The sequence below is a fragment of the Streptomyces sp. MAI_2237 genome (genome assembly GCF_054189285.1).
Genome location: NZ_JAJPGQ010000009.1, coordinates 105,683 through 128,816, shown reverse-complemented (window position 1 = coordinate 128,816; position 23,134 = coordinate 105,683). Strand labels below are relative to the sequence as shown.

21 protein-coding genes and 3 pseudogenes are annotated in these 23,134 nt (G+C 67.8%); 18 read left to right on the top strand and 6 right to left on the bottom strand.

All coding sequences use genetic code 11. The features are described 5' to 3' along the window. Positions 1-480 precede the first annotated feature (480 nt). The 9 genes and pseudogenes from LN251_RS35875 (at position 481) to LN251_RS35835 (ending at position 6,578) form a co-directional block, all read left to right on the top strand. Entirely contained in the window at positions 481-1,287 is an 807-nt protein-coding gene (locus LN251_RS35875; protein WP_458248342.1) for an MBL fold metallo-hydrolase, read from the top strand. Between the two features lie 2 nt (positions 1,288-1,289). Next, positions 1,290-1,696: pseudogene (locus LN251_RS35870) on the top strand (nuclear transport factor 2 family protein). Between the two features lie 35 nt (positions 1,697-1,731). Then, the gene (locus LN251_RS35865) at positions 1,732-2,112 is read left to right on the top strand and encodes a nuclear transport factor 2 family protein (RefSeq protein ID WP_126276500.1); all 381 of its coding nucleotides are present in this window, start codon (positions 1,732-1,734) and stop codon (positions 2,110-2,112) included. A 117-nt stretch (positions 2,113-2,229) separates the two neighbouring features. Beyond that, complete coding sequence (locus tag LN251_RS35860; RefSeq protein WP_458248341.1) at positions 2,230-3,381, top strand: ABC transporter substrate-binding protein; 1,152 nt, start codon at positions 2,230-2,232, stop codon at positions 3,379-3,381. Between the two features lie 381 nt (positions 3,382-3,762). Next, the gene (locus tag LN251_RS35855; protein WP_458248340.1) at positions 3,763-4,272 is read left to right on the top strand and encodes a hypothetical protein; all 510 of its coding nucleotides are present in this window, start codon (positions 3,763-3,765) and stop codon (positions 4,270-4,272) included. Between the two features lie 228 nt (positions 4,273-4,500). Beyond that, positions 4,501-4,798: pseudogene (locus LN251_RS35850) on the top strand (ATP-binding protein); the annotation flags it as partial. 140 nt (positions 4,799-4,938) lie between these two features. Next, positions 4,939-5,508 (top strand): ArsR/SmtB family transcription factor, encoded by a 570-nt coding sequence (locus tag LN251_RS35845; RefSeq protein WP_458248339.1) that lies wholly within the window; start codon positions 4,939-4,941, stop codon positions 5,506-5,508. 9 nt (positions 5,509-5,517) lie between these two features. Then, the gene (locus LN251_RS35840) at positions 5,518-5,931 is read left to right on the top strand and encodes a DUF1707 SHOCT-like domain-containing protein (RefSeq protein ID WP_458248338.1); all 414 of its coding nucleotides are present in this window, start codon (positions 5,518-5,520) and stop codon (positions 5,929-5,931) included. A 92-nt stretch (positions 5,932-6,023) separates the two neighbouring features. Beyond that, positions 6,024-6,578 carry a hypothetical protein gene (locus tag LN251_RS35835; RefSeq protein WP_458248337.1) on the top strand — a complete coding sequence of 185 codons (555 nt, stop codon included), beginning with the start codon at positions 6,024-6,026 and terminating at the stop codon, positions 6,576-6,578. A gap of 160 nt (positions 6,579-6,738) precedes the next feature. Here the strand turns inward: LN251_RS35835 and LN251_RS35830 are convergent, their stop codons facing one another. Further along, complete coding sequence (locus LN251_RS35830; protein ID WP_458248336.1) at positions 6,739-7,323, bottom strand: DinB family protein; 585 nt, start codon at positions 7,321-7,323, stop codon at positions 6,739-6,741. A 496-nt stretch (positions 7,324-7,819) separates the two neighbouring features. On the opposite strand from LN251_RS35830, the gene LN251_RS35825 reads away from it, so the two are divergent. Both LN251_RS35825 and LN251_RS35820 read left to right on the top strand, forming a co-directional pair. Next, positions 7,820-8,146 (top strand): hypothetical protein, encoded by a 327-nt coding sequence (locus LN251_RS35825; RefSeq protein ID WP_458248335.1) that lies wholly within the window; start codon positions 7,820-7,822, stop codon positions 8,144-8,146. Further along, entirely contained in the window at positions 8,143-8,931 is a 789-nt protein-coding gene (locus LN251_RS35820; protein WP_458248334.1) for a hypothetical protein, read from the top strand. The genes LN251_RS35825 and LN251_RS35820 overlap by 4 nt, the downstream gene beginning before the upstream one ends. Positions 8,932-9,093: 162 nt before the next feature. Here the strand turns inward: LN251_RS35820 and LN251_RS35815 are convergent, their stop codons facing one another. Continuing rightward, a complete protein-coding gene (locus LN251_RS35815; RefSeq protein WP_458248333.1) occupies positions 9,094-9,339 on the bottom strand; it encodes a hypothetical protein in 246 nt (81 codons plus the stop codon). Positions 9,340-10,017: 678 nt separating this feature from the next. Here LN251_RS35815 and LN251_RS35810 point away from each other — a divergent pair. Together LN251_RS35810 and LN251_RS35805 are read left to right on the top strand one after the other, a co-directional pair. Beyond that, positions 10,018-10,428, top strand: coding sequence for a BlaI/MecI/CopY family transcriptional regulator (locus LN251_RS35810; RefSeq protein ID WP_458249487.1), 411 nt, complete (start codon positions 10,018-10,020; stop codon positions 10,426-10,428). A 4-nt stretch (positions 10,429-10,432) separates the two neighbouring features. Further along, the gene (locus LN251_RS35805; protein ID WP_458248332.1) at positions 10,433-11,434 is read left to right on the top strand and encodes a M56 family metallopeptidase; all 1,002 of its coding nucleotides are present in this window, start codon (positions 10,433-10,435) and stop codon (positions 11,432-11,434) included. A 165-nt stretch (positions 11,435-11,599) separates the two neighbouring features. On the opposite strand, the gene rfbD is transcribed toward LN251_RS35805, so the two are convergent. The 3 genes from rfbD to LN251_RS35790 are packed head-to-tail and all read right to left on the bottom strand — an operon-like array spanning position 11,600 to position 14,552. After that, positions 11,600-12,472, bottom strand: coding sequence for a dTDP-4-dehydrorhamnose reductase (rfbD, locus tag LN251_RS35800; RefSeq protein ID WP_458249486.1), 873 nt, complete (start codon positions 12,470-12,472; stop codon positions 11,600-11,602). Positions 12,473-12,504: 32 nt separating this feature from the next. Next, a complete protein-coding gene (gene rfbB, locus LN251_RS35795; RefSeq protein ID WP_458248331.1) occupies positions 12,505-13,488 on the bottom strand; it encodes a dTDP-glucose 4,6-dehydratase in 984 nt (327 codons plus the stop codon). Beyond that, positions 13,485-14,552 carry a glucose-1-phosphate thymidylyltransferase gene (locus LN251_RS35790; protein ID WP_458248330.1) on the bottom strand — a complete coding sequence of 356 codons (1,068 nt, stop codon included), beginning with the start codon at positions 14,550-14,552 and terminating at the stop codon, positions 13,485-13,487. The genes rfbB and LN251_RS35790 overlap by 4 nt, the downstream gene beginning before the upstream one ends. A gap of 457 nt (positions 14,553-15,009) precedes the next feature. Between LN251_RS35790 and LN251_RS35785 the strand changes: the two genes are divergently transcribed. The 3 genes from LN251_RS35785 to LN251_RS35775 all read left to right on the top strand — a co-directional run bounded on the left by LN251_RS35785 (position 15,010) and on the right by LN251_RS35775 (position 19,052). After that, positions 15,010-16,998 (top strand): glycosyltransferase family 2 protein, encoded by a 1,989-nt coding sequence (locus LN251_RS35785; protein WP_458248329.1) that lies wholly within the window; start codon positions 15,010-15,012, stop codon positions 16,996-16,998. A 27-nt stretch (positions 16,999-17,025) separates the two neighbouring features. Further along, on the top strand, positions 17,026-17,622 hold the full coding sequence (gene rfbC, locus LN251_RS35780; protein ID WP_458248328.1) for a dTDP-4-dehydrorhamnose 3,5-epimerase: 597 nt from the start codon (positions 17,026-17,028) through the stop codon (positions 17,620-17,622). Between the two features lie 167 nt (positions 17,623-17,789). Then, positions 17,790-19,052: an alpha/beta hydrolase gene (locus LN251_RS35775; RefSeq protein ID WP_458248327.1), complete on the top strand. Its 1,263-nt coding sequence runs from the start codon at positions 17,790-17,792 to the stop codon at positions 19,050-19,052. Between the two features lie 727 nt (positions 19,053-19,779). Here the strand turns inward: LN251_RS35775 and LN251_RS35770 are convergent. Then, positions 19,780-20,718, bottom strand: a complete 939-nt coding sequence (locus tag LN251_RS35770) for a MerR family transcriptional regulator (protein WP_458248326.1) — start codon at positions 20,716-20,718, stop codon at positions 19,780-19,782. A gap of 390 nt (positions 20,719-21,108) precedes the next feature. On the opposite strand from LN251_RS35770, the gene LN251_RS35765 reads away from it, so the two are divergent. Both LN251_RS35765 and LN251_RS35760 read left to right on the top strand, forming a co-directional pair. Further along, on the top strand, positions 21,109-22,161 hold the full coding sequence (locus tag LN251_RS35765; RefSeq protein WP_458248325.1) for a metallophosphoesterase: 1,053 nt from the start codon (positions 21,109-21,111) through the stop codon (positions 22,159-22,161). A 45-nt stretch (positions 22,162-22,206) separates the two neighbouring features. Beyond that, positions 22,207-22,662, top strand: a pseudogene (locus LN251_RS35760) (transposase); the annotation flags it as partial. Positions 22,663-23,134 lie beyond the last annotated feature (472 nt).

Here is a 23,134-nt window from a genome sequence, read left to right as displayed (position 1 = left end):
GCCCGGTTGTGGACGCTCTATCAGGAGGCCGTGGCCGAAGGCGGCCGGCTCATTGTCTTTACCGGTGGTGACAGGTCTTGGCAGGACGACTACCTCAAGAACGCGTGTGCGAAGACGTTCCCCCAGGCGGAGGGCCGCATCGTCGTCGGGGCACGCAATCGCGCTCGCACGGACATCGCCCCGCCCGCCGGCCGCAAGGGCACCTTCGACCCCGCCACCATGAACCCGCTCGGCCTCGGCCAGTTCGTGAGCGACCGCGCTGCCCCCGAACCGATACAAGGCCCGCCTCAGCCTCTGCATCGGCGATGGACACGGCGCCGACTCATCCGACCCCACGTCCTCTGCCTCCACTCGATCGACCAAGCAGGGCACCCAGGGCTGAACCCCCCTCGACACGGGCTGCCCGCCTCGACCCGGTTCACGTACACCTCGCCGCGAGGCGATTTCCCCGACCATCACCCTTCACCCGAGGAAGCACGCATGAGCACTCTCTCTTTCAAGGTCTGCGATCTCGACTTCCCGGCCGGGTCCAGGAACAAGACGGCCACTCTCGTCACCGGCGAGCGTGAGGCCCTGCTGGTGGACGCGGCCTTCACCCGCGCCGACGGCCACCGCCTGGCCGCCGAGATCCTCGACTCCGGCAAGACGCTGACCACCGTCTTCGTCTCCCACGGCGACCCCGACTTCTACTTCGGCGCCGAGGTCATCGCCGACGCCTTCCCCGACGCGAGGTTCCTCGCCACCCCCCTCGTCATCGAGCACATCAAGCACTCCTACGAAGGCAAGCTCAAGGCCTGGGCCGCGCTCGGCCCGAACCTGCCCACCCGCCTGGTCGACCTGGAGCCGCTGACCGGCGACCTCACCCTGGAAGGCCACACCTTCCAGCTCAAGGGCGGCCCGGCCGGCCTGCCCGACCGCCACTACCTCTGGCAGGCCGAACACCGCGCCCTGCTCGGCGGTGTCCTGCTCTTCCAGCAGGAGCACGTCTGGGTCGCCGACACCCCCACCCCCGGCGACCGCGCCGCCTGGATCGACCTCCTCGACGAGATGACCGCACTCAACCCGCACCTGGTCGTCCCCGGCCACCGCCTGCCCGGCACCGCCGCCGACGCCTCCGCCATCACCGCCACCCGCGACTACCTGACCGCCTTCGAAGAAGAGCTCGCCAAGGCCCCCGACGGCGCCACGCTGAACGACGCCCTGATCAAGCGCTTCCCCGACAACGGCATGCTGATCGCCGCCCAGATCGGCGCCAAAGTCGCCAAGGGCGAGATGAAGTGGGGCTGACCATGAACGAGTTCGCCACCTCCACCGCGCCCGCCGACGTCGTCCGCCGCCAATACCTGGCCTCGGCCGCCGGCGACCTCGACGCCCTGCGCGCCACCCTCGCCCCCGACGTGGAATGGACGGAGATGGCCGGCTTCCCCCTCGCCGGCACCTACCGCACCCCCGACGCCGTCACCACAAACGTCAACAACTCGGCCAGGACTGGGACGACTGGACCGCCCACGACGACACCTACATCGTCCACGGCGAGAACGTCGTCGTCCTCGCCCGCTACACCGCCACCCACAAGACCACCAACAAACCCATCGACGCCCGCGTCGCCCACCACTTCGTCGTACGAGGCGGACTCATCGTCCGCTTCGAACAATTCGCCGACACCGCACTCATCCGCGACGCCATGAACAACTGAGTCGTACCGCACCCACCGCGAGGCAGGAGACAGACATGTCCGCTGCGGACAACAAGGCACTCGTGACCGCCTTCTACGAGCAGGCATTCAACGACTACCAGCCCGAGGCGGCCGCCACCGCACACCTCGGCGAGAGCTACACCCAGCACAACCCCGAGGCGCAGGACGGCCCGCAAGCCTTCGTCGGCTATGTGCACTGGCTGCGCGGGCAGTTTCCCGATTTGCGCCTGGACATCAAGAGGGTGATCGCCGAAGGGGACTTGGTGGTCACCCACAGCAACCTGCACCTCAAGCCCGGCGACCGGGGCATGGCCGTCGCGGACTTCTGGCGCGTCGCCGACGGAAAGATCGTCGAGCACTGGGACGTGATCCAGGAGGTGCCCGAAAAGAGCGCCAACGACAACACCATGTTCTGACCCCACAGCAGCAGCACGGCACTCGTGCCGTACCCGGATGCCGTGCTGCTCCGCTGCCGCGGTCCAGGCGCACCCCACAGACAACCGAACAGAACAGTCAGAGAGGCTCCCCCCACCATGACCAGCCTTCCCAGCCGACGCCGCCTGCTTGCCACCGGAGCGGGCGCAGCTCTCGGTCTCGGTGTCGCCGCTGCCTCCGTCACCCCCGCTCAGGCCGCCACCGGCCAAGCCTCTGCGGGCCGCGTGGCAACGGGCGGCGCCGAGGAGAACCGGACTCTTGACGAGCTCTACCAGGCAGCCCTCGCCGAGGGCGGCAAGCTCGTGATCTACGCCGGCGGCGATGTCTCCAGCCAGGCGGACGGGATCCGCAACGGCTTCAAGAGCCGCTTCCCGGACATCGACCTGACGGTGGTCGTCGACTACAGCAAGTTCCACGACGTCCGCGTCGACAACCAGTTCGCGACCGACACCCTGATACCCGACGTCGTACAGCTCCAGACCGTGCAGGACTTCGTGCGCTGGAAGGAGCAGGGCCGCCTGCTCGCCTACAAGCCGGCCGGTTTCTCCAAGCTCTACGCTCCCTTCAAGGACCCGCACGGCGCGTGGGTCGCCGTCCAGGTCAGTGCCTTCAGCTACATGTACGGTCCCGCCGCGGTCGGCTCCGACATCCCCAGCGGTCCGCTCGACCTGGCCGACGCCCGCTGGAAGGGGAAGATCGCCTCCTCCTACCCGCACGACGACGACGCGGTCCTCTACCTCTACACCCTCTACGTGGAGAAGTACGGCTGGGACTGGCTCGCTCGACTGGCCACCCAGGACCTTCAGTTCGCCCGCGGCAGCTACACCCCGAGCGCGGCCGTCACCAGCGGCCAGAAGGCCATCGGCATCGGCGGGTCCGGCGCGCCGCTGTCCACCGGGCCGGTCAAGTGGGTGCTGCCCGAGCAGGTGCCGTTCATGTCCTGGGGACAGCGGGCCGCGATCCTCAGGCAGGCCAAGAACCCCACCGCCGCCAAGCTGTACCTGAACTGGCGGCTCTCCGTCGAGCAGCAGAAGGCCGCCACCAACGGCTGGTCGGTCCGCACCGATGTCACCCCGCCGAGCGGGCTGAAGCCCATCTGGGAGTACCCCAACGGCAACCTCGATGGCTTCCCTCGCTTCATGGCCGACCGCGCGGCGATCGAGCGCTGGAAGCAGACCTTCGCCCTGTACTTCGGCGAGGTGAAGGGCGACCCCTCACCGGGCTGGCTCGGCCTGCACCCCGGAGCCTGACCGCCGACCGGTGCCGCCCGGCCCCGCACTCTCCGCGCGATGGGCCGGCGGCCCGGCAATTCCTGGCCGCCTCACAGGCGACGGACAGACTCGGCGACTCCGGCCCTGCCGCCTGGCTGGGTCCGCTGCCCGTCCCATCTGCTCACCCCTGGCCAATCTATCGACCGCCACTGACAGAGGCGGAGGCTACGGCGGCGCCGACGGCTCTGTACCGGTCGCCTGCTTCACGGAGCTGGGTGACGGCGATGACCTGGCGGGGCGTCAAAAGGGCTTGGAGGAGTTCGGGGTCACATCTCGGGGGGAGTCGGTGTTGGGTGGTTGCGGGGCGGTGGCATGGAAATTGTTCGACGCGTTCGGCTCCCTGACGAGATGATGGGGCACATGTCGTTGACGGAATCAGCAGAGCGCGAACTTCAAGACCGTGCCGTTCTGTGGAGCATGCGCGAGATCCCGGCAGCCGATGTCGTCGCTACCGCCTGTGATGCACTCGTTGCCGGCCTGGACAGTCCTGCCCTGCGGATCCTGGCCGCGTGCACACGTTCGGAGGCGGATTACGACGTCCCCGACCTGCTTCCCCCGGCACTCGACGAACTGGGCCTCGTCTTCCACCCGGCGGGAAGCGTTGCCGGACAGGAAGCTGCGGTTCGAGCACTGGCTGCCCGCATGCTGGCCGGCGAGCTGACACCACGTGAGCTGACCTTGCAGATCCACCATCGTTTTGGGCATGAACTCGCTGTGGCCGAACAACTCGCCCTTTTGGACGACGAGTACGACATCCTCGAGTACGGCGACAGGACACCGGTACAGGTCGACGCCGACGTTGTCACCGAAGCTCTTCGGCTCACTCAGCTTCCTCGTGTTACACACACACCCACGGATCCACCGACCTGAAGCACATCGACAGCTTCGTCGTTCCCGCTGAAAAGACCTCGGTTGCGCTGGACCAACGGTGTTCACGGGCCGTGGAACGTGGTGCAACCAATTAACGCTGACTCGGTGATCGTGGTTCGGCCGATTGTGGGTGCGCTGAGGCAGGCTGTCGTACCGCCTGCGTTGCCGTTCGTGGCCGTAAGCAAGCGGTGCTGGCCGCCGCGGTCGAAGAAGTAGCCGCGGCATCCTTCAGTTGCCCGCTACGGCGGCGTTGACCTTCTCGGCATCGACGAACTCGGCTACATGGAACTCGACCGGCGCGGCGCTGAGCTGCTGTTCAAGGTGCTGACCGAGCGGGAGGAAAGAAAGCGTCGCGATCGCCTTCACCGAGTCCTTCAGTTGCTGGACGAAGACATTCACCGACCCTCGGCTCTGCGCGGCGATCGTCGACCGCCTGACCTTCAACGGCGCGATCATCCAGACCGGCACCGAGTCATACAGGCTCGCACACACCAAAGCACAAGCCCAGCAAGCCGCAGCCGGCTGACGCGATCGCCCAATCGCATCGACCCGTCCGGGAGGGAAATCCCTGGCTGGCTCAATCTCCACAGCTCCAACCGGCTGCGCGCTCTCGATGGTTGTAGAATTTTCCAACGAGTGAAGACCAATGCAATGAAGGGGTGATCGATGAGCACACAGGGCTCTGGTGCACCGACCCGGCGGTGGCACGGTGTGCATAAGGCGCTCGCCGATCCCCTGCGCATCCGGCTCCTGGAGGCGTTGTGGGAGATGCCTCAGTCCGCACGCGAACTCGCCGAACGGATCGACCTGCCAGCTGACAGGCTCTACTACCACCTCAATCAGCTCGAACGGGCCGGGCTGATCGAGGTCGCCGAATACCGGCCGCTGGCCCGCGGCAAGGTCGAGCGTGTGTATACCCCCGCGGTCACAGAACCCCCCGGCGATGCTGCGAACCCGGAAGAGATGGCCGAGTTCCTCGGCTCGATGCTGGACGCAACCCGGGCCGACATCAACGCTGCCTACCGGTCCAAGCAGACCGGAGGCCGCCGGGAAATCGACCTGCATCGCGGTGCGCTGCGACTGACCGACGAAGCCCTCGCCGAGCTGCGCGGTCACATCGAACAACTCGCCACTCGATTCGGCGACCGCGACGCCCCAGGGGTCTGGACGCGGGTGGTCATCGCGGTTGTCGACCTGCAAGATCGCCCGTCCCCGGACACCGCTACCCCCGCCTGAGAGGCCGCCATGAATGACAGCGAGGAGCACACCACCAGCCCCGCGTTACGAGCCTCGGACGCCGAACGAGATCAGGTCGAAGCACAACTGCAACACCACTACGCAGTTGGCCGACTGACACTTCCCGAACTCGAAGAACGCGTGGCCGCGGCCTACGAAGCGCGCACCCGCGAGCAACTCCATGCCCTCTTGAGGGACCTGCCAGGCGAGGCGGAACAGCCTACGTCACACACTCACGTGATCGATTCCCGCCTGCTGATCGTCCTGCTGTGCGTCTCGCCACCTGCGGCGCTCATCTACTGGCTCATCTCTCAACGCGCGGCACATCGAAGAGACCCACGACCCCAGGCCGTGGAAGGGCTGTCCAGTAATGATCTTTTGGTTGGAGGCAGAGAGGTCTTGCCTCAGCAGCATCGCGCTTGATGCCCTCGCGCGCCGGGTATCGCAGGCGCATGCAGGCATGGGGAGAGGCCGTGTGGGCGGGACCCCGGTGGGAGAGTTTTCTGAGGGGTGTGGTGAAGCGGGCGCTGGCGGGAGAGGAGCCGCAACCGTGGTGGGTGCCGCGGCGCGTGCTGACCGTGGTGTCGGCCGATGTCGACGACACTGCCGGTGTCGGGGCGATCTGGATCCTGTGGCGTCCGAAGTCGTCGCGGATGCGTGAGCACATCGTGCTTCTTGAGTGGTTCGGCAAGCAGTGGCGGTACGTCGGGGGCGGCGGCGGCTCGGGAGACGACCCTGTCGACGTTGATGTGCTCGACGTGTGCAATGGCGGGGGCGTGCTCAGCCTCACCCGCAGCCTTGACCCTCCGCACTCCCTCGCTGCGGCCCCATGGATCAGTTGCGTCAAAGTACGCCTCGGACAGGACGTGGGCCAGGTCCTTATCGGTGCCCGCCGGATCGAGGTTTCCTCGCAGCGCCGTCTCGTTGCTGTATGGAAGTCGCCCCAGAGCAGCCGTGGAGCCCGTCCCGTCATCGTGGCCTTGGGACGCGACGGCGCCGAGCTCTCCCGCATGGGCCCCCATGACAGCCTGGACACTCATACCTGGGCGCGACTGAGAGAGGAGTCGTAGCCAACCTGCTGCGGTCCCGCCGCCTTGCGGTCGAGCCGTGAACGACGGCAGTAACGGGGCAGCCAGCTCCCAGAGCTCGTCAGGAACCGGAGGCTTCGACAGGCCGGCACTTACGGCTGGCATCATGCCGCTCGAACATCACGTCACGCCGCACAGCCTTCTATTCCTTGACTGATGCGGCCGATCTGGCGGCCTGCTCGATCTTCTTGCAGTAGGCGGCGCGGGCTTCCCCGTCGATCTTAACCTCGTGTTCGGGACGCATCCCGGTTCGGCCATCGACGCCTTCGCGCAGAATGTCGGCGTGCCCGGCATGCCGGTTCGTCTCGCCGAGGACGTGGATCAGGATGGCGAACAAGTTCGTGTCCGTATAAGGCTCAGGCCACCACGGCACGCAGCCGGGGGCATCGAGGGGAAGCTCGTTGATCGTCGCGTCCGAGTGTTCCCACGTACGCCGGTAGAACCCGATGATCTGATCGCGCGTCTCGTCCTCGGTCGCCCACAGATCGCTGCCGTCATGGTCCTGCCACCGGGGCAGCGGTTCCGGGGACGGCCGGTCGAAGACCTCGCCGAAGTACCTGGCCTCGACGCTGGCCACGTGTTTGATCAAGCCGAGGAGGTTGGTCCCGCTCGCTGTCAAAGGTCGGCGCGCGTCGTATTCGGACAGGCCGTCGAGCTTCCAGAGCAGCGCCTTGCGGTCCCGCCGCAGTCTCCCGTGCAGGTTGTCCTTCGCGAATTCGTCGATCATGCGGTAGGAGCCTGCCACGGGCTGCTCACGGCCTCAAGATCCCGTACGTGGACCGCAACGACCGGCAGAGCTTAACGTGGCATGGCCACGGCCCTGAGCCGCTACAAAGCGGTGTCGTGGAACTTGCCACGTGAGACAACTTCTTGGCCACTTCTTGGCCGTGATTTTTCGTGGAGGTTTCCTGGTCATCCGAGGGTCCACCATTACGTGTTCATAGCGTCGCCGGCGAGCTGGGCAGTATCTCCGTGACGTACTGAGCCTTTTCAACCACAGGCCCATTCGATGTGCAGCACGAGGACTGTCCGCACCAGGCCGGTGTCGCGAGTGGCGCTGCACAGCAGTCTGCGCAGGAGACGTCGCTTGTGTTTGCCACGGAGGGGTTCTCGGTCACGCCGCCCACCACCCGCACCTGGTCCGACGCGGGCGCACCCCCGTCACCCGGGTGCGGGGGCGTTCTCAGCGCCGCCTCTCCATTGCCGCCCTTGCCTGTTACAGGTTGGGCGAGCTGTCGCGGCTGAACGTCCGTAAGAACGCCCGGATGCGGCAGTTCGTCGACAGCCATGACTGGATCAGCTGCTACTTTATGCTGGCCTCTGCATCCGACCTCAACCCCGTCGAGGGCATCTGGTGGCTGCTGCGATGCAACAGCCAGGCCAACACCGCCTTCACCGACCCCGACCACCTCACCCGCACCCTCCGCCGCGGCCTCGCTCACATCCAGCGTCATCCCGATCTGCTCGACGGTTGCTCAGCGAAACCGGACTGCCCCTCGCACCAGGCCACCCGAAGGCAATCCGAAAAGGTCAGTAGTCTGCGGGCATGACGGAGCACCTCGGGTTCGGCGCGATGCTGGCGCGGCTGGCCGAGCACAGAGAGCTCGGCGCGCGCGAACTGGCCGATCGCGCTGGGCTGAACCCAGTCGAGCTCCGCGCTGTGCTCGCAGGGGACAGCCCCAGCCAGGAAATCCTCCGACGGCTCGGGTCCGCACTGGGCTTCCATGCCGTCGATCTGTTCATCCTCGCGGGGCTGGCGGTCCCGGACGACATGGCGCCGCTGGACGCCGGAGCCGCGATCTGGGTGAAGAACATGGTGGCGAAGGCGGTGCGTCTCCCCGCAGCCGGACGCCGCGACCTACTGGGTCTGGTCCGCTCACTGCCGCAGGAGGAGCGGCATTCCAGCTTCGCCCCAAAACCGATCATGCCCCTCGCCGGCGGCCCGGGTGCTTGGGTCATCCGCATGCTCCAGTACCGCAATCTGAACTGGACGGGCATGGCGATGGCTCTCGCGTTCATGACGCCCACGTATCTGTCGGCGGCCACTTACGGTGTGATCGGCTCTGGCCGCAAGGAGTTGACCCCGCGCTTGGTGACGGACTTCGCTGCCCTGCTGGGGATCGAGACAGGCGACCTGGCCGCGCTGACGAGCGTCGATCTGACCGAGCTTCCGCCGCCTCCGTCATCGGAGACGGCAGATGCCGCAGCACTGCTGTGGGAGGCACGGCGTCTGTCCGATGCCCAGGCACAGCACGTCTTCGAATTGGCCCGCTCCATGCAGGCCGACTCCCACGACACGCATTTTTCGGAACCGCCCGGATCCGACACCTGCTGATGGCCCTGGCGGACCAGATGATCTGAGATGCCCGGGCGAACCGGGCGGACCATATGAGACGGGGACCAGGTCGACGAGACGGGACAACCGGACTGTTGCGGCGACCTGCACCTCTCCGCCCAGCTGAGCACGGTGGTTGTCACCGCTTGGGCGCAGAAGTCGTCACCCGCCGTCCAGCGAGGACGTTTCACCAATGCCCGCCGGCAATTGGAACGGCCATTCCGGGTCGGCTTGGCCGATGGTCAGGCCGACCCATAGCTCCGAGCTCGGCAACCGCCACACCTGCATGCTGCTGGCGACACCGCAGAGGAAGCACAGTGGGCCGCGACTCGTGGCAGTTGAGTCGGGGTCGTCGAATGCGAAATAGGGCCACAGGTCGACAGCTTCCGGGGTGCCCCAGCGTTCCACGAGGCTGACCGACAGCGCGGCAAGGTCGGCTTCCAGTTCCCGTTCGGCTGCCTGAACGATCTCGGTGCTCCGTTCCTCCCAAAGTCCTGACTTTCACGGAGTACGGCCAGGTGAAAGCCGGGTCCGCTTCACTGACCGGCCGCTCCCGGTCGGCCGTTCTTGTCGGGGAAGGGCTGTGCGCTCAGGCTGTCGATGATCGACAAGTCACGTCAGCGTGATCTCTGGGCTGGTGCTGAGGCGGCATGAACGGAGCCTGGCTTCGCGACTCCGGACGGGACTTGGTCGGCTCGCTGAAGCCCGTCCACTCTCGCCAAGATCGTAGCCCGTGAAGGGCGCCGCGCCATCCACTATCAGGCGCCAGTCGGAGCCGCAGGTCACGCGGATGCGGTCATCGACGTCGTCGACGAGTCATGTCTCCAGCAGGTTGGCCGCGTCCTCGGAAGCGTGGCGGTACCAGGCGGCGGCGACCTGCTGCACACGTCGTCCCGTCAGGCGGACGGGATCTGCCCCCGATCCATGAAGCGAACAACCGTGTGATTCCGTCGGTGTCACCCGCAGCCCCTGTCCTGCGCCCACGCAGCAGTCACCGAGCTTGAGCACGAGGAACGGGAGGCAGTCTTCTACAGCACGTAGTACCTCCCGGTAGGGTGGCAGCCGAGCAGGAAGGCGGTGAAGCAGGTGGGCGACCGAAGGAGCGGGGACGGCGGCGGGGTGACCGGTAGAAGGGCACGAGGGGAGCTGGAGAGCGGTGTTCTCGCCGCTCTGTGGGCGGCGAAGGAGCCGCTGACCGCTCGGCAGGTCATGGAACGGCTCCCTGGGGACCTCGCCTACACGACGGTACTGACGATCCTGTCGCGTCTGTACGACAAGGGGATGCTCGTACGTCACTCCGTGGGGCGCGGCAACGCCTATGCGCCCGTCCGGGACGAGGCCACGGAGACAGCCGTACGAATGCACAGCCTGCTGGAGCGTGGCTCGGACCGAGAGGCGGTTTTGTCCCGCTTCGTGTCCGAGCTGTCGCGGGAGGACGAGCAGTTGCTGCACCGTCTGCTCGGCGAGCAGGACGCCGGCCGCGACGACGGGCAGTGAGCCGGTGACGATCAGCGTCTATGTCCCCCTCGTGGTCACCGCGGTCCTCGCGGTCCTCGCTCCTCGGATGGTTCGGCAGCGCGCACCGCGGGCCGCCGCGTGGTCCCTGGCGTGCGCGGCGGTCGTGACGGTGATCGGCTGGCTCGGCTCGCTGGCCCTGTTGGCGTTCACCGGCTTCGCGCAGATCCCGGAGGTCGCGGAGGAGGGCCACTGGTCGGTGGCCGCGCTGCGCACTCACGACCCGGTCCTCCTGTCCGTCGCGGCCGTCAGCGCCTTGGCCCTGGTGGCCGGGCTGATGTCGCTGGGCGTGGCGGCCGTACGGCAGGTCCGGCACCTTGTGTGGGCCCGCCGGGAATGCGGCCGGGTGCCCGGAGACACCGAACTGGCGGTGCTCGACGACGACGTTCCGCACGCATTCGCGCTGCCCGGGGCGCCTGGGCGGATCGTGGTGTCCCGGGGGATGCTGCGCTGCCTCGGTGACGCGGAGCGGGAGGCGTTGCTGGCGCACGAACGGGCCCATCTCCGGGGCCGCCACCATCTGTTCCAGACCGTGTGGCGGCTGACGGCGGCCGTCAATCCGCTGTTGCGACCGTTGGCCGAGGCCGGCGGGTTCGCCTTGGAGCGTTGGGCCGATGAGGAGGCCGCCGACCGCGTCGGCAGCCGTACGGTCGTCGCCCGCGCCGTCGGACGTGCGGCGCTCGCGTCCGCGGCCGTGACACGGCCTGCCGCCCTGGCCGCGACCGGCGGGGCGGTGCCTCAGCGGGTGCAGGCCCTGCTGTCTCCGCCGCCTCCGCGTCGCTCCCTGCCCTTCGTGGCGGGCGCACTCCTGCTCACGCTGTGCTGCCTGTGCCTGGCCAACGCCGCCTCGGACAGCGAGAGCCTGGTCGACACCGCGGAGCGCGCCCAGTGCACCACGGACGCCGGGGCGACCGGTACGGGCGGGGCCGGGTGCCGGCTGCATGAGCCGGAGCCTTGTTGTGATCATCATGGAGCCGATGATCACTGAAGGCATGCGGAGCCGCTGGGGGAGCCCTCGGCGAGGCGCCGGGGCCACGCCGAATGCGCCGACCGGACCTTTGGCGGGGCGTCCGGCGCGTCGGCGGGCAGGTGTTGCTGGAGGTGAACGAGCAGGGTAGCTGAGATCAGCAGCGGACCGGCCAACCCCCGCACGTCACAAGGGGCGTCTTGTGTCGGGTTGCGGGCGCTCGGCCATGAGCATGGCCGGAAACGCTTCATGCAGGGCTTCTCGCCAGTCCCGGATCGGCTGTACCTCGGCGGCTGCCCAGCGGTCGTGTCCGAGGACGCTGTAACTCGGCCGGGGGGCGGGGCGAAGGTAGGTGGCGCTCGTTGTCGGGCGGACTCGCCCGGTGTCCGCGCCGAGCAGTCCGAAGATCTCCCGGGCCAGGCCGAACCAGGTGGTCTCACCGCCGCTGGTGCCGTGGTAGATCCCGGCCGGGGCGAGGCCGTCCAGGGCGGAGCGGCCGAGGCGGACGAGCCGGTCGGCGAGGTCGACGGTCCAGGTGGGCTGGCCGCGCTGGTCGTCGACCACGTCGAGGGTGTCCTTGACGCTCTCCAGTCTGATCATCGTACGGACGAAGTTGCCGCCGCCGGCTCCGTACAGCCATGCCGCGCGTACCACGTAGCCCGTGTCGGGGAGGGCGGACAGGACGGCCTGCTCGCCGACGAGTTTGGTGCGGCCGTAGGCACTCCGTGGCGCCGTGGGAGCGTCTTCCGCGTAGGGCGAGTCGGCGTCGCCCGCGAAGACGTAGTCCGTGGAGACCTGGAGCAGCGTGGCGCCGGTCTCGGCGCAGGCCGCTGCCAGGTTGCGGGGGCCGTGGCCGTTGATCCGCAGGGCCTCGGCCTCCTGGGTCTCGGCGTCGTCGACGGCGGTCCAGGCGGCGCAGTTGACGATCACGTCCGGCCGGTGTTTCGCGACGGCGTCGTGCACCGCGTCCGGATCCGTGATGTCGAGGTCTCCGCGGGTCAGGCCCACGACCTGCTCTCCGTCCGCCGCCAGGCGGTCCATGAGGTCCGTGCCGAGCATGCCGCCCGCGCCGGTGATCAGCCAGGTGGAGGTCACAGTGCCGCGCGCTCCTTCAGGGGCTCCCACCAGTGGCGGTTGTCCCGGTACCAGGCGACGGTCTCGGCGAGGCCGGTGGCGAAGTCCTTGCGGGGCTCGTAGCCCAGTTCCGTGCGGATCTTGGTGCAGTCCACGGAGTAGCGGCGGTCGTGGCCCTTGCGGTCGGCGACGTACTCGACGCTGTCCCAGCCGGCGTCACAGGCCTGCAGCAGGAGCGAGGTGAGTTCCTTGTTCGACAGTTCGGTGCCGCCGCCGATGTTGTAGACATCGCCGGCGCGTCCCCGGGTGCGCACCAGGTCGATGCCCTGGACGTGGTCGTCGATGTGCAGCCAGTCGCGGACGTTGCCGCCGTCGCCGTAGAGCGGGACCGTCTTGCCGTCCAGCAGGTTCGTGATGAAGAGCGGGATGACCTTCTCGGGGAAGTGGTGGTGCCCGTAGTTGTTGGAGCAGCGGGTCACGCGTACGTCGAGGCCGTGGGTGCGGTGGTACGACAGCGCGATCAGGTCGCTGGAGGCCTTGGCCGAGGAGTAGGGCGAGTTGGGCTGCAGGGGGTGGGTTTCGGGCCAGGAGCCCAAGTCGATGGAGCCGTACACCTCGTCGGTGGAGATGTGTACGAACGTCTTGATGCCGGCGCGGTGCGCGGCGTCGATCAGTGTGTGGGTGCCGACCACGTTCGTACGGACGAACTCCGCGCCGCCGTCGATGGAGCGGTCCACGTGCGACTCGGCCGCGAAGTGCACCACCTCGTCGTGCTCCGCCATCAGCTCGCCCACAAGTGTGGGGTCGCAGATGTCGCCCTGGACGAAGGCGAAGTCCGGGTGGTGGCGGACCTCGTCGAGGTTGGCCGGGTTGCCCGCGTAGGTGAGCTTGTCCAGCACGGTGATCGCCACGTCGCCGGGGCCCTCGGGGCCGAGGAGGGTGCGGACGTAGTGGGAGCCGATGAAACCGGCGCCGCCGGTCACCAGGATTCTTGTCGTCATGAGGAGATCTGTACCTTGCTGTGGTCGCCGAGGACGAGACGGTGGACCGCCGGATTGCGGGGCGCGGGGGTGACTTCGACGTTGCGGCCGATGAGCGAGGTCTCCACGCGCCGGACGCCGGTGATGGAGGAGTCACGCAGCACGATCGAGTACTCGACCTCGCTGTCCTCGATCCGGCAGCCCTCGGAGATGGAGGTGAACGGGCCGATGTAGGAGCCGCTGATCACCGAACCGGGGCCGATGACGGCGGGGCCGACGATGCGCGATCCGCGGACCTCGGCGCCCGCGTCGATGCGGACGCGGCCGATGATCTCGCTGGAGTCGTCGACGGTGCCCTCGACGTGGGGCTCGAGCGTCTCCAGGACGGAGCGGTTGACCTCCAGCATGTCGGCGACGTTCCCGGTGTCCTTCCAGTAGCCGGAGATGGTCGTCGAGCGGACGTCCTTGTTCTGGTCGATCAGCCACTGGATGGCGTGCGTGATCTCCAGCTCGCCGCGCCCGGAGGGTTCGATGCTGCGGACGGCCTGGTGGATCGCGGGGGTGAAGAGATAGACACCCACCAGTGCGAGGTCGCTCTTGGGCTGTTTCGGCTTCTCCTCCAGCCCCTTCACGCGGCCGCTGCCGTCGAGTTCGGCGACACCGAACGACGTCGGGTTGGGCACCGGGGTCAGCAGGATCTGGGCGTCGGGGCGATCCGCACGGAACGCGTCGACGAGACCCGTGATACCGCCGACGACGAAGTTGTCGCCGAGGTACATCACGAAGTCGTCGTCACCCAGGAACTCGCGTGCGATGAGCACGGCGTGGGCCAGACCGAGCGGCTTGTCCTGCGGTATGTAAGTGACGTCGATTCCGAGTTTCGAGCCGTCACCCACGGCTTCCCGTATCTCCTCGGCGGTGTCGCCGACGATGATCCCGACGTCTGTGATGCCGGCATCGGCGATGGCCTCCAGTCCGTAGAACAGCACGGGTTTGTTGGCGACGGGCACCAGTTGCTTGGCCGATGTGTGGGTTATGGGACGCAGGCGCGTGCCCGAACCCCCCGACAGTACAAGGGCTTTCATTTGCGGCATGTTAGATCCAGTCAAGTCATGGCTCCGTCTGCTGTGTCATAGGTCGCCGAATCATGTCCGGATATTCCATGATTTTCATGAGTAAGAGTCCGGTATGACATCACTTTGATGTGATGGCGATGGGTCGGCCGGGGAACGAGCCGGTGTCGGAGAGGCCAACTGAACACTACAACATGTAGTAGGTTCGTTGGTGGGAAGGCGGAGCCGCTCCGGAGCGGTGTCATCAAGGCTGTCATCGAACCGACGGACGAACCGTTGATCAGGCAAGAGCCCGTACGGGTGGTCCGGGCCCTCGCCCGCATGGAACTACCGACGATCTCGTTCCGTCTGCACAAGAGTGTTTGTGCATCGTCCGGCAGGGCGGCGGCCAGAGTCTTCAGCCGTACGGGGCGAGGAGTCCGAGATGACCGTCACGAAGTCGCTGAGTAGCGGAGGAGCGGAAAGTCACGTGCCGATCAAAGTGAGCGTGGTGATCCCGGTGTACAACCCGGGCGTGTACATCGAGGACTGCATCGCCTCTCTTCTGCGGCAGAGCCTGCCGGACGACGAGTACGAAGCGATCTTCGTCGACGACGGCTCCACCGACGAGACCCCCGAACGCCTGGACCGGCTCGCCGCCGAGTATCCGCACATGCACGTCATCCACCAGGAAGGGTCCGGGTGGTCGGGCAAACCCCGCAACGTCGGCATGGCCGCCGCCAAGGGTGAGTTCATCCAGTTCGTGGACAACGACGACTGGCTGGGCGACGAAGCCCTGGAGCGGATGTACGACTACGGCGTGGCGAACGGCGCCGACGTCATCGTGGGCAAGATGGCCGGCAAAGGGCGTCCGGTCCCGCGGGAGCTGTTTCGCAAGAACCGGCCGTACGCGAATGTCGAGAACGCCCCGCTGATCGACAGCCTCACCCCGCACAAAATGTTCCGGAAGGCATTCCTGGACAAGCACGACCTCCGCTACAAGGAGGGACGCCGCCGCCTGGAGGACCACGTCTTCGTCACCGAGGCGTATCTGCGGGCGGACAACGTCGCCGTTCTCAGCGACTACCTGTGCTACCACCACGTCAAACGCGAGGACGCCTCCAACGCGGGCTTCCAGCGATTCGAGCCGGTCGGCTACTTCAACAACCTTCGGGAAGCCCTCGACGTCGTCGAGGAACTCACCGAGCCCGGGCCGCTGCGCGACCGGCTCTTCCGCCGCTGGCTACGCAACGAGATGGTCGAGCGGATGCGCGGACAGCGTCTGCTGAAGCTGCCCGCCGACTACCGCCAGGAACTGTTCGACCAGATCCACAAGGTGGTCGTCGAGCGGTTCGGACCCGGAGTCGCGGCCGGTCTGCCGACCACGCAGCGGATCGTCGCCGACCTGATCGCGGCCGGCCGCCTCGCCGACATCGAGGAGTTCGCCCGGTGGGAATCGCAGGTCAAACCCTCCGGCGTCCTCGATGACCTCGCCTGGAAGGACGGCAAGCTGACGATCGGTTACACCGCCGAGTACAAGTCCGGCGGCGAGCCCATCGTCTTCCGTACCGTCGACGGAAAGGACCTGCTCGTCCCGCCGTTGCCGCAGGCCGGCCCGGACGCCGTCGCCCCTCTCGGCGCGGACACCCCCGCCCCGCTGGCCAAGTCCAAGGTCGACCTCGTCATGAAGGATCGTGCGACAGCCGCGGAGTTCTTCCAGCCTGTCGAGTTCACCCGCGAGAAGGTCCCGGTGCAAGGCCGGCAGGGACACTTCCGGCACCTCTTCCGAGCCACCTCCCGGGTCGACCCGCTGTCGGCGGCGAACGGCGCAGCACTGGACGCCGGCATCTGGGACGTCTTCATCCGCATCACCTCCTGCGGATGGACCAAGGACACCCGCCTCGGTGCCGTACGCAGCGAAGGGGCCGGACAGGGACGCCGCGCCGCCGTTGTCGGCTCCCCGGCTCGTCTCTTCCTGCCCTTCTGGACCGATCCGCACGGCAACCTCTCGCTCGAGGTCGAGCAGCAGACCGAAAGGATCGCGTACGAGTTCGCCGGCCTCACGTCTGCCGACGTCACCGTGACAACGGATCCCGGCCGCCTCACCGTTGCCCTGCCGTTCCACGTCCACGGCGAGAGCGAGGCGAGCCTGAAGCTGACGGATGCTGCGCACAGCCGTTCGATGGAACTGCACGGCACGCTGAGCGCCCACGGGTTGGGCGAGGCCGAGCTGAAAACCGGCCTTCCGCTCGAGAAACTCGCGGGAGCACGATGGCGGCTGGAGCTGATCCTGCCGTCGACCGCAGGCGGCAAGCCGGTGGCGCTCCCACTCGCGCTCGATGTCCGCGCCAGCGGAGATGTCGTGGTCAAGCGTCTCCCCTCCGCGGCCAGGAAACCCGCGCGGAGGCGGTCCGCCTTCCCCGGGTCGGCGTTCTTGCGCCGCGCGGCGGGCAGGCTCCGTCGGACACTGAAGAAGTAACCGAATCACGCGAACGAGGATCACCACGTGCGACCACTGGACATCGAAGGCGCTTGGCTACTGGAGCCCAAGGTCTTCCCCGACGACCGCGGCAGCTTCCACGAATGGTTCCGGGGCGCCGATTTCCGTGAGGCGACCGGCCAGGACCTCAACCTGGCGCAGGCCAACTGCTCCGTCTCCCGGCGGGGCACCCTGCGCGGCATCCACTTCGCCGACGTCCCGCCGAGCCAGGCGAAGTACGTCACCTGCGTGCGCGGCGCGGTCATCGACGTCGTGGTCGACATCCGCGTCGGCTCCCCGACGTACAAGCGGTGGGAAGCCGTCCGGCTCGACGACCAGACCCACCACGCCGTCTACCTGTCCGAGGGCCTCGGCCACGCCTTCTTCGCCCTCACGGACGACGCGACGGTCGTCTACCTGTGTTCCGAGGGCTACGCCCCCGAGCGCGAGCACGGCATCCATCCGCTGGATCCGGACCTCGCCATCGAGTGGCCCTCCGGCATCCGACCGCTGCTGTCCCCGAAGGACGAGCAGGCGCCGTCGCTCGCCGACGCGGAGGCACAGGGCCTGCTCCCGGCGTACGAGGACTGCGCCGCCTACCGCAGGACTCTCACGGATGACTGACGGCTGACCACCGAAACCTGGTTCGGAGCGCGACGGGCCCTTCACACGGAGACGCGGAAGGGCCCGCTCGTTTGTTCCATGAGCTTTTCTTGGTGAACGCACAAGGGTCGCCCAACATCTTCCTGGTGACAGAGAGACCACGGGCAAGGAAACCGGGACTGAGTGGCATGGGTTTGACCAGCAAAACAACCGTGTACGTGATGGCGCTCCTGGCCGCCCTCTCAGTGGCGCTGTTGGTCTGGCTCTGGCCACGGCTGGCCAGGCAAGGCCTGTGGCAGGTGCTCGGACGGCTGGCGGCCGTAGGCGTGACCCAGGTGACCATCATCGCGACGTTCGCCTGCTGGCTGAACTCCTCGTACCAGTTCTTCGGATCGTGGGGCGAGCTCTTCGGCAACGTCGACACCGCTCCCGTCGGCGTCACGCAGGCGGCCGGCCACAACGGCGACGGGACGGTCACCGGCGTCTCCGTGAAGGGTCCCCTGGTACAGCCCGCCGGCGGGCAGCAGCTGAGCCGGGTCAGCGGACTGCCCACCGGGCCCGCCGCGGTGAACGGGCGGGTCGAGTCCGTGAAGGTCATCGGGCGCCGCACCGGCGTGGTCGACCCGGCGTTCGTCTATCTGCCGCCGCAGTACTTCCAGAAGGCCTACCACAGGCAGCGCTTCCCGGTGATCGTCGCCCTCAGCGGCTACCCCGGCAGCATCTTCAACCTCGCCCAGTACTTGCGGGTGTCGCAGACGGCCGGACAGCTGCAGAAGAGTGGCCAGATGCAGCCGACCATCATGGTGATGATCCGGCCGACGATCGCCCCGCCCCGCGACACCGAGTGCGTGAACGTGCCCGGCGGGCCCCAGACCGAGACGTTCCTGGCCAGGGATCTCCCCGACGCCCTGAAGTCCACCTACCGCGTGGGCCACGACGCCAACTCCTGGGGGGTCATGGGCTACTCCTCCGGCGCCAGCTGCGCCCTGCAGCTGACGATGCGCGACCCGCACGCGTACACGACGGCCGGTGCCCTGTCGCCCGACTACAAGGTCAAGGACGACCCCACGACCGGAAACCTCTTCGGCAGCGGGCTGGGCCGCGTCAACCGGATCAACGGGCACGACCTGATGTGGCGGCTCAAGCACCTGCCCGTACCCCAGGTTTCCGTCCTCGTCGCCGACAGCAAACACGGCGAGAAGGGCTACGCCCAGACGCTGGCCTTCATCAAGGCCGTCAAAGCACCCATGCGCGTGGTGTCGATCCTCCCCGACCAGGGCAGCCACAACTTCCCCACGTGGACGCGGGAGATGCCGGCCACCCTGAAGTGGATGAACCAGCAGCTGACCTTCCCCCAGGACGTCGTACCCCGCCACCACCACGCACCCGCCCGAACCACGGTGCGCGCCTCGGGCGCCGAGCCCTCACGAGCCGCACCCCGGCCCAGGTGAGATGAGCGGGACGCGCAGTCAGAATGCGTTCAGGTAGGTCCTGGCAGGGGCAGGCCTCATGACCTACGAACTGTCCGAGACACCACAAGCCGCGACGGCCACACCACCGGGCCCCTGCGGCATGTGCCCCGCCTCCGCCTGAACAAGGTTTCCGAGGTCACCGCCTGCTTCTGGATCGTCAAGGTCCTGTGCGCGAGGGTCGGCGAGACCGCCTGCTCAACGAGGAGGCCGGTCTCGGCCTGACATCTCTCGGTGCTGATGAGCGCCCCTCCTCGCGGTCGTGCTGGTCGTCCAGTTCCGCGCCACCGCCCACCGGGCGGGGGCGCTGTCTCGGCGTCGCCCTGATCAGCGTCATCGGCACCCTGATCAGCGACAACCTCACCGACAACATGGGCGCACCGCTGACGCCGTCCGCTCCCGCGTCCACGCTGGGCTTCGATGGGATGGCGACGTCTTACGTGTGGCATGACGTGCAAGCCGGTCAGCTGCGGTGCTCGACCGGCTCCGTGGCCGCGGACGAGCTGCCTTTCAGCGGCGCCTACCTGCCCTCGGGCAACTCGCCGCCATCGTCGAGGGTTTCCTTGGCGATCCGGAGCCGGGCAGCGCCGCCTGGGCGGACCTCGAAGAGGGGGCGGACGCGGAAAGAGGCCCGTGCGTCATGGATGGCCGCCTTACCCGTCTGGGTCTGCGGCGTTGGCCGTATCTCACACTGACCCGTGCTGCTGTCTCACCCAGCCGCCCGTAGCCGCAGCGCTGTGACGGACCAGTCGATCAGCGGGGCGAGGCGTTCCGGTGGCGGCCAGTCGTTGATCAGCGCGAGCAGTTGGAAGTACTGGTCCCTGCGTGGATCGCCGGCGGCTTCCAGGCGGTGCAGCAGCCATCGGTACAACTCGGCGTCATGGGGCCGGTGGTAGACGCGCGCGCACCGGTGGGTGAGCGCCGCGACGACGGAATCGGCCTGGGACGAATCAGGGTTGATGCCGGACGCCACGGCCGGCGCCACGAGATCACGAGCGATGGCGAAGATGTCCGGGCGCGGAGGGGTGGGAGTGCCGGCGGCCAGGCGAGTCATATGCTCGTCGGCCAGGCGCCGCTCACTGGCGCGGAATTCCTGATCCAGGGACAGTTCGGCCAGCTCCACCCATGCCCTCAGCTGCTCGTCGGTGGGGTTGTCGGGGAGCTCGGGCGTCATGGAGCGCCGAGCTGCGGCCAGCGGGGAGCCGTTGGGCGGGCCGTCGAAGACGGTGTCGAGGAAGTCGTCGATCAGGTGTCGGCGCTCGGCTTGGGACAGCGTGGCCAACTGGTGCATGAGTTCCATCTCCTTGGGTGTGGGCTCGCGTCGTGCGGCGGCCGTCAACACCGCCCGTCGCAGGCGCAGGATGCGAATCTGAACGTCCAGCGCCGAGGCGTGCTCCGCGGCGACTTCGCCGAGCGTGAGTTCCTGATCCACGACCCGCCGGATCACGTCGAGGCCGAGTCCCAGTTCTCGCAGGGTCCGCACATACGCAAGGCGGGCGACGGTCTCCGGGGCGTACCGTCGGTAGCCGGCGTGGCTGCGGTCGGCCGGCGTCACGATGCCGCGATCGGAGTAGAACCGGATCGTCTTGACCGTCAGCCCGGTGCGCTGGGCCAGTTCACCGATCGAGTAGAGGTAGCCGCCGTCCATGAGCCCACTTTCCTGTCTCCCCCTGCAGGAGACTCAAGTCTGCCCTCCACGTCTCCGCGCTCCCGACTGCCCAGGACCTCGATTGTGCCGCGGCTGCGGTGGCCCCCTGATGCCGACGGCACGACCTGGGGCGGCAGTGCGGCGGCTTCGATCATCGCGGGGCGCCCGCGTCAGTGGCCCCGGGTTCCGTCCACCGGAGCGTCGGCAAGAGTTCACCGCTCGTACGTGCTGCGGCTGATGGCCGGGTCTGCCTGGGGCGTCAGACTCCGGCCGGGCCGATCACCGGCTGCGGTCCGCGCCTGTCGCGGGCCGCACCGATGCCCCCATGCCGGCCGTTGAGTTGTCGTGTCCTCGGCCCGCCCGGGCCGCTCGTCCCCGAGGGAGAATCCCATGAGATCGTGGCGCCACATCGTGTCGGCCACCGCGGCCCTGAGCCTGCTCACGCTCGCCGTGTCCGCCGAAAGCGCCTCGGCCGGTCCCCGCGCCGCCGACACCATCACCGGCACGCACGACACTCCGTTCACCTTCGCGGTGATCGGCGACATGCCCTACGGCGACGCCGAGATCGCCGACTTCCCGCATGTCATCAGCCAGATCAACGCCGACCCCGACGTCTCGTTCGTCTCCCACCTCGGAGACATCAAGAACGGATCGACGGTGTGCAGCGACTCGTACTTCCAGATGATCAAGTCGGAGTTCGACCAGTTCGAGGACCCCCTGGTGTACACGGTGGGCGACAACGAGTGGACCGACTGCCACCGACCGAACAACGGCTCCTACAACCCGCTGGAGCGCCTCGCGAAGATCCGCCAGGTGTTCTTCGCCCGCCCGGGCTTCACCCTCGGCCACAACAGCGTGCGGGTGACCTCGCAGGCCGACGAGGGCGTCCCGGAGAACGTCCGCTACACCCGTGCCGGCGTCGCGTTCGCCGCGTTCGACGTGGTGGGCAGCAACAACAGCATGGCGCCGTGGACCGGCAACACCCAGCCCACTCCCGAGCAGGCCACCGAAGTACTGTCCCGTACGGCGTCGGTGATCGAGTCCATCCGCGACACCTTCGCCGCGGCCCGCCACCGTCACGACCGTGCCGTGGCCCTGATGATGCAGGCCGACATGTTCGACCCGACCGTCAGTGACCCTTCGTACGCCGACTACTACGCCTTCCAGCCGATCGTCGCCGCGATCGCCCGCGAGTCGGTCGCCTTCGACGGTCCGGTCTACCTCTTCAACGGGGACAGCCACCTCTACAACAGCGACCAGCCGCTGGCCGCCGGTTCGCCGTGGCTGTCCTTCTACCACCTCGCCGACGCCGTGCCGAACCTGCACCGCATCACCGTCGACGGCTCCAGCAACGCCAAGGACTACCTGAAGGTCACCGTCCAGCCCCACAACTCCCAGGTCCTCAGATGGACCCGGGTCCCCCTGGCCGGGTCCGGCTCCTGACACAGGGAACGTCAAGAGGGGCAGACAAGGGCGTGGGGTCCCGGACTTGGCCGGGGCCCCAGGTTCGGTTTCAGCCCGGTCGAGCGCGCACGCCCGGGCAGCAGTAACACGTCATCAACGACGGGGGCATCCCGCTCGCGGTGTCACTGATCGGCGACAACCGCAATGACGTCACCCAACCCCTACCCCTGCTGGACGAGATCCCGGCCGCGGCCGGACTCGTCGGGCGACCGCGCAGGCGGCCCGACATGCTCTTCACCGACCGCGGGTACGACCACGACAAATACCGCCGGATCCTACGGCGACGCGGCATCCGGCCAGCGATCGCCGAACGCGGCCAGTCACACGGCACCGGCCTGGGTACCTTCCGCTGGGTCGTCGAGCGCGATCTCCTGGCTGCACGGCTTCCGCCGCCTGCGTATCCGCTGGGAACGACGCGACGACATCCACGCAGCCTTCCTCGGACTCGCCGTCTGCCTGATCATCCACCGCCACGTCCAAAGGCTTTGTTGGGCCAGTAGGGCTTGCGTCTTTGGACGTAAGCTGCGACGCAAGGGGGGCTGGTCCTTACCGTCTCCACCCTGCTGGAGCTGCCCGAACGGCGTGCCGATACTGCCTGGTGCGGCTGGACCCTCCAACTCGCCGCTCCGCCCGGCGATGCCCTGTGATTCCTGCCCCGGTCTGCCCCGTCGCCATGCGGCGGAGTCGGACGAGACCGCGCTGTCGGAGAGCAGGTCGGGCCGGTACTACCTAGGGCGGTGAGCATCGCACGGCCGCCCTCGGGCACACAGGCGGTAGCCTGCCGCCGGGTGCACTCGACCTCTGCACGAGACTGTCGGACGCTCCGGTGCCCTTGAGTACGAGGTGCCGACGGGGGGCGCTTGCATGTCCCTTGAGCCGAGAATGACCTGTGCGGCTGGGGTGGTGCGACGATGATCTCGACGCCGTAGCCGGTGTCAGCGCCGATGCCCAG

Coding starts and splice junctions, on each gene's coding strand:
- LN251_RS35875 (WP_458248342.1), top strand. CDS start 481: ATGAGCACTCTCTCTTTCAAGGTCTGCGATCTCGACTTCCCGGCCGGG.
- LN251_RS35865 (WP_126276500.1), top strand. CDS start 1,732: ATGTCCGCTGCGGACAACAAGGCACTCGTGACCGCCTTCTACGAGCAG.
- LN251_RS35860 (WP_458248341.1), top strand. CDS start 2,230: ATGACCAGCCTTCCCAGCCGACGCCGCCTGCTTGCCACCGGAGCGGGC.
- LN251_RS35855 (WP_458248340.1), top strand. CDS start 3,763: ATGTCGTTGACGGAATCAGCAGAGCGCGAACTTCAAGACCGTGCCGTT.
- LN251_RS35845 (WP_458248339.1), top strand. CDS start 4,939: ATGAGCACACAGGGCTCTGGTGCACCGACCCGGCGGTGGCACGGTGTG.
- LN251_RS35840 (WP_458248338.1), top strand. CDS start 5,518: ATGAATGACAGCGAGGAGCACACCACCAGCCCCGCGTTACGAGCCTCG.
- LN251_RS35830 (WP_458248336.1), bottom strand. CDS start 7,323: ATGATCGACGAATTCGCGAAGGACAACCTGCACGGGAGACTGCGGCGG.
- LN251_RS35820 (WP_458248334.1), top strand. CDS start 8,143: ATGACGGAGCACCTCGGGTTCGGCGCGATGCTGGCGCGGCTGGCCGAG.
- rfbD (WP_458249486.1), bottom strand. CDS start 12,472: ATGCTCGGCACGGACCTCATGGACCGCCTGGCGGCGGACGGAGAGCAG.
- rfbB (WP_458248331.1), bottom strand. CDS start 13,488: ATGACGACAAGAATCCTGGTGACCGGCGGCGCCGGTTTCATCGGCTCC.
- LN251_RS35790 (WP_458248330.1), bottom strand. CDS start 14,552: ATGAAAGCCCTTGTACTGTCGGGGGGTTCGGGCACGCGCCTGCGTCCC.
- LN251_RS35775 (WP_458248327.1), top strand. CDS start 17,790: ATGGGTTTGACCAGCAAAACAACCGTGTACGTGATGGCGCTCCTGGCC.
- LN251_RS35770 (WP_458248326.1), bottom strand. CDS start 20,718: ATGGACGGCGGCTACCTCTACTCGATCGGTGAACTGGCCCAGCGCACC.
- LN251_RS35765 (WP_458248325.1), top strand. CDS start 21,109: ATGAGATCGTGGCGCCACATCGTGTCGGCCACCGCGGCCCTGAGCCTG.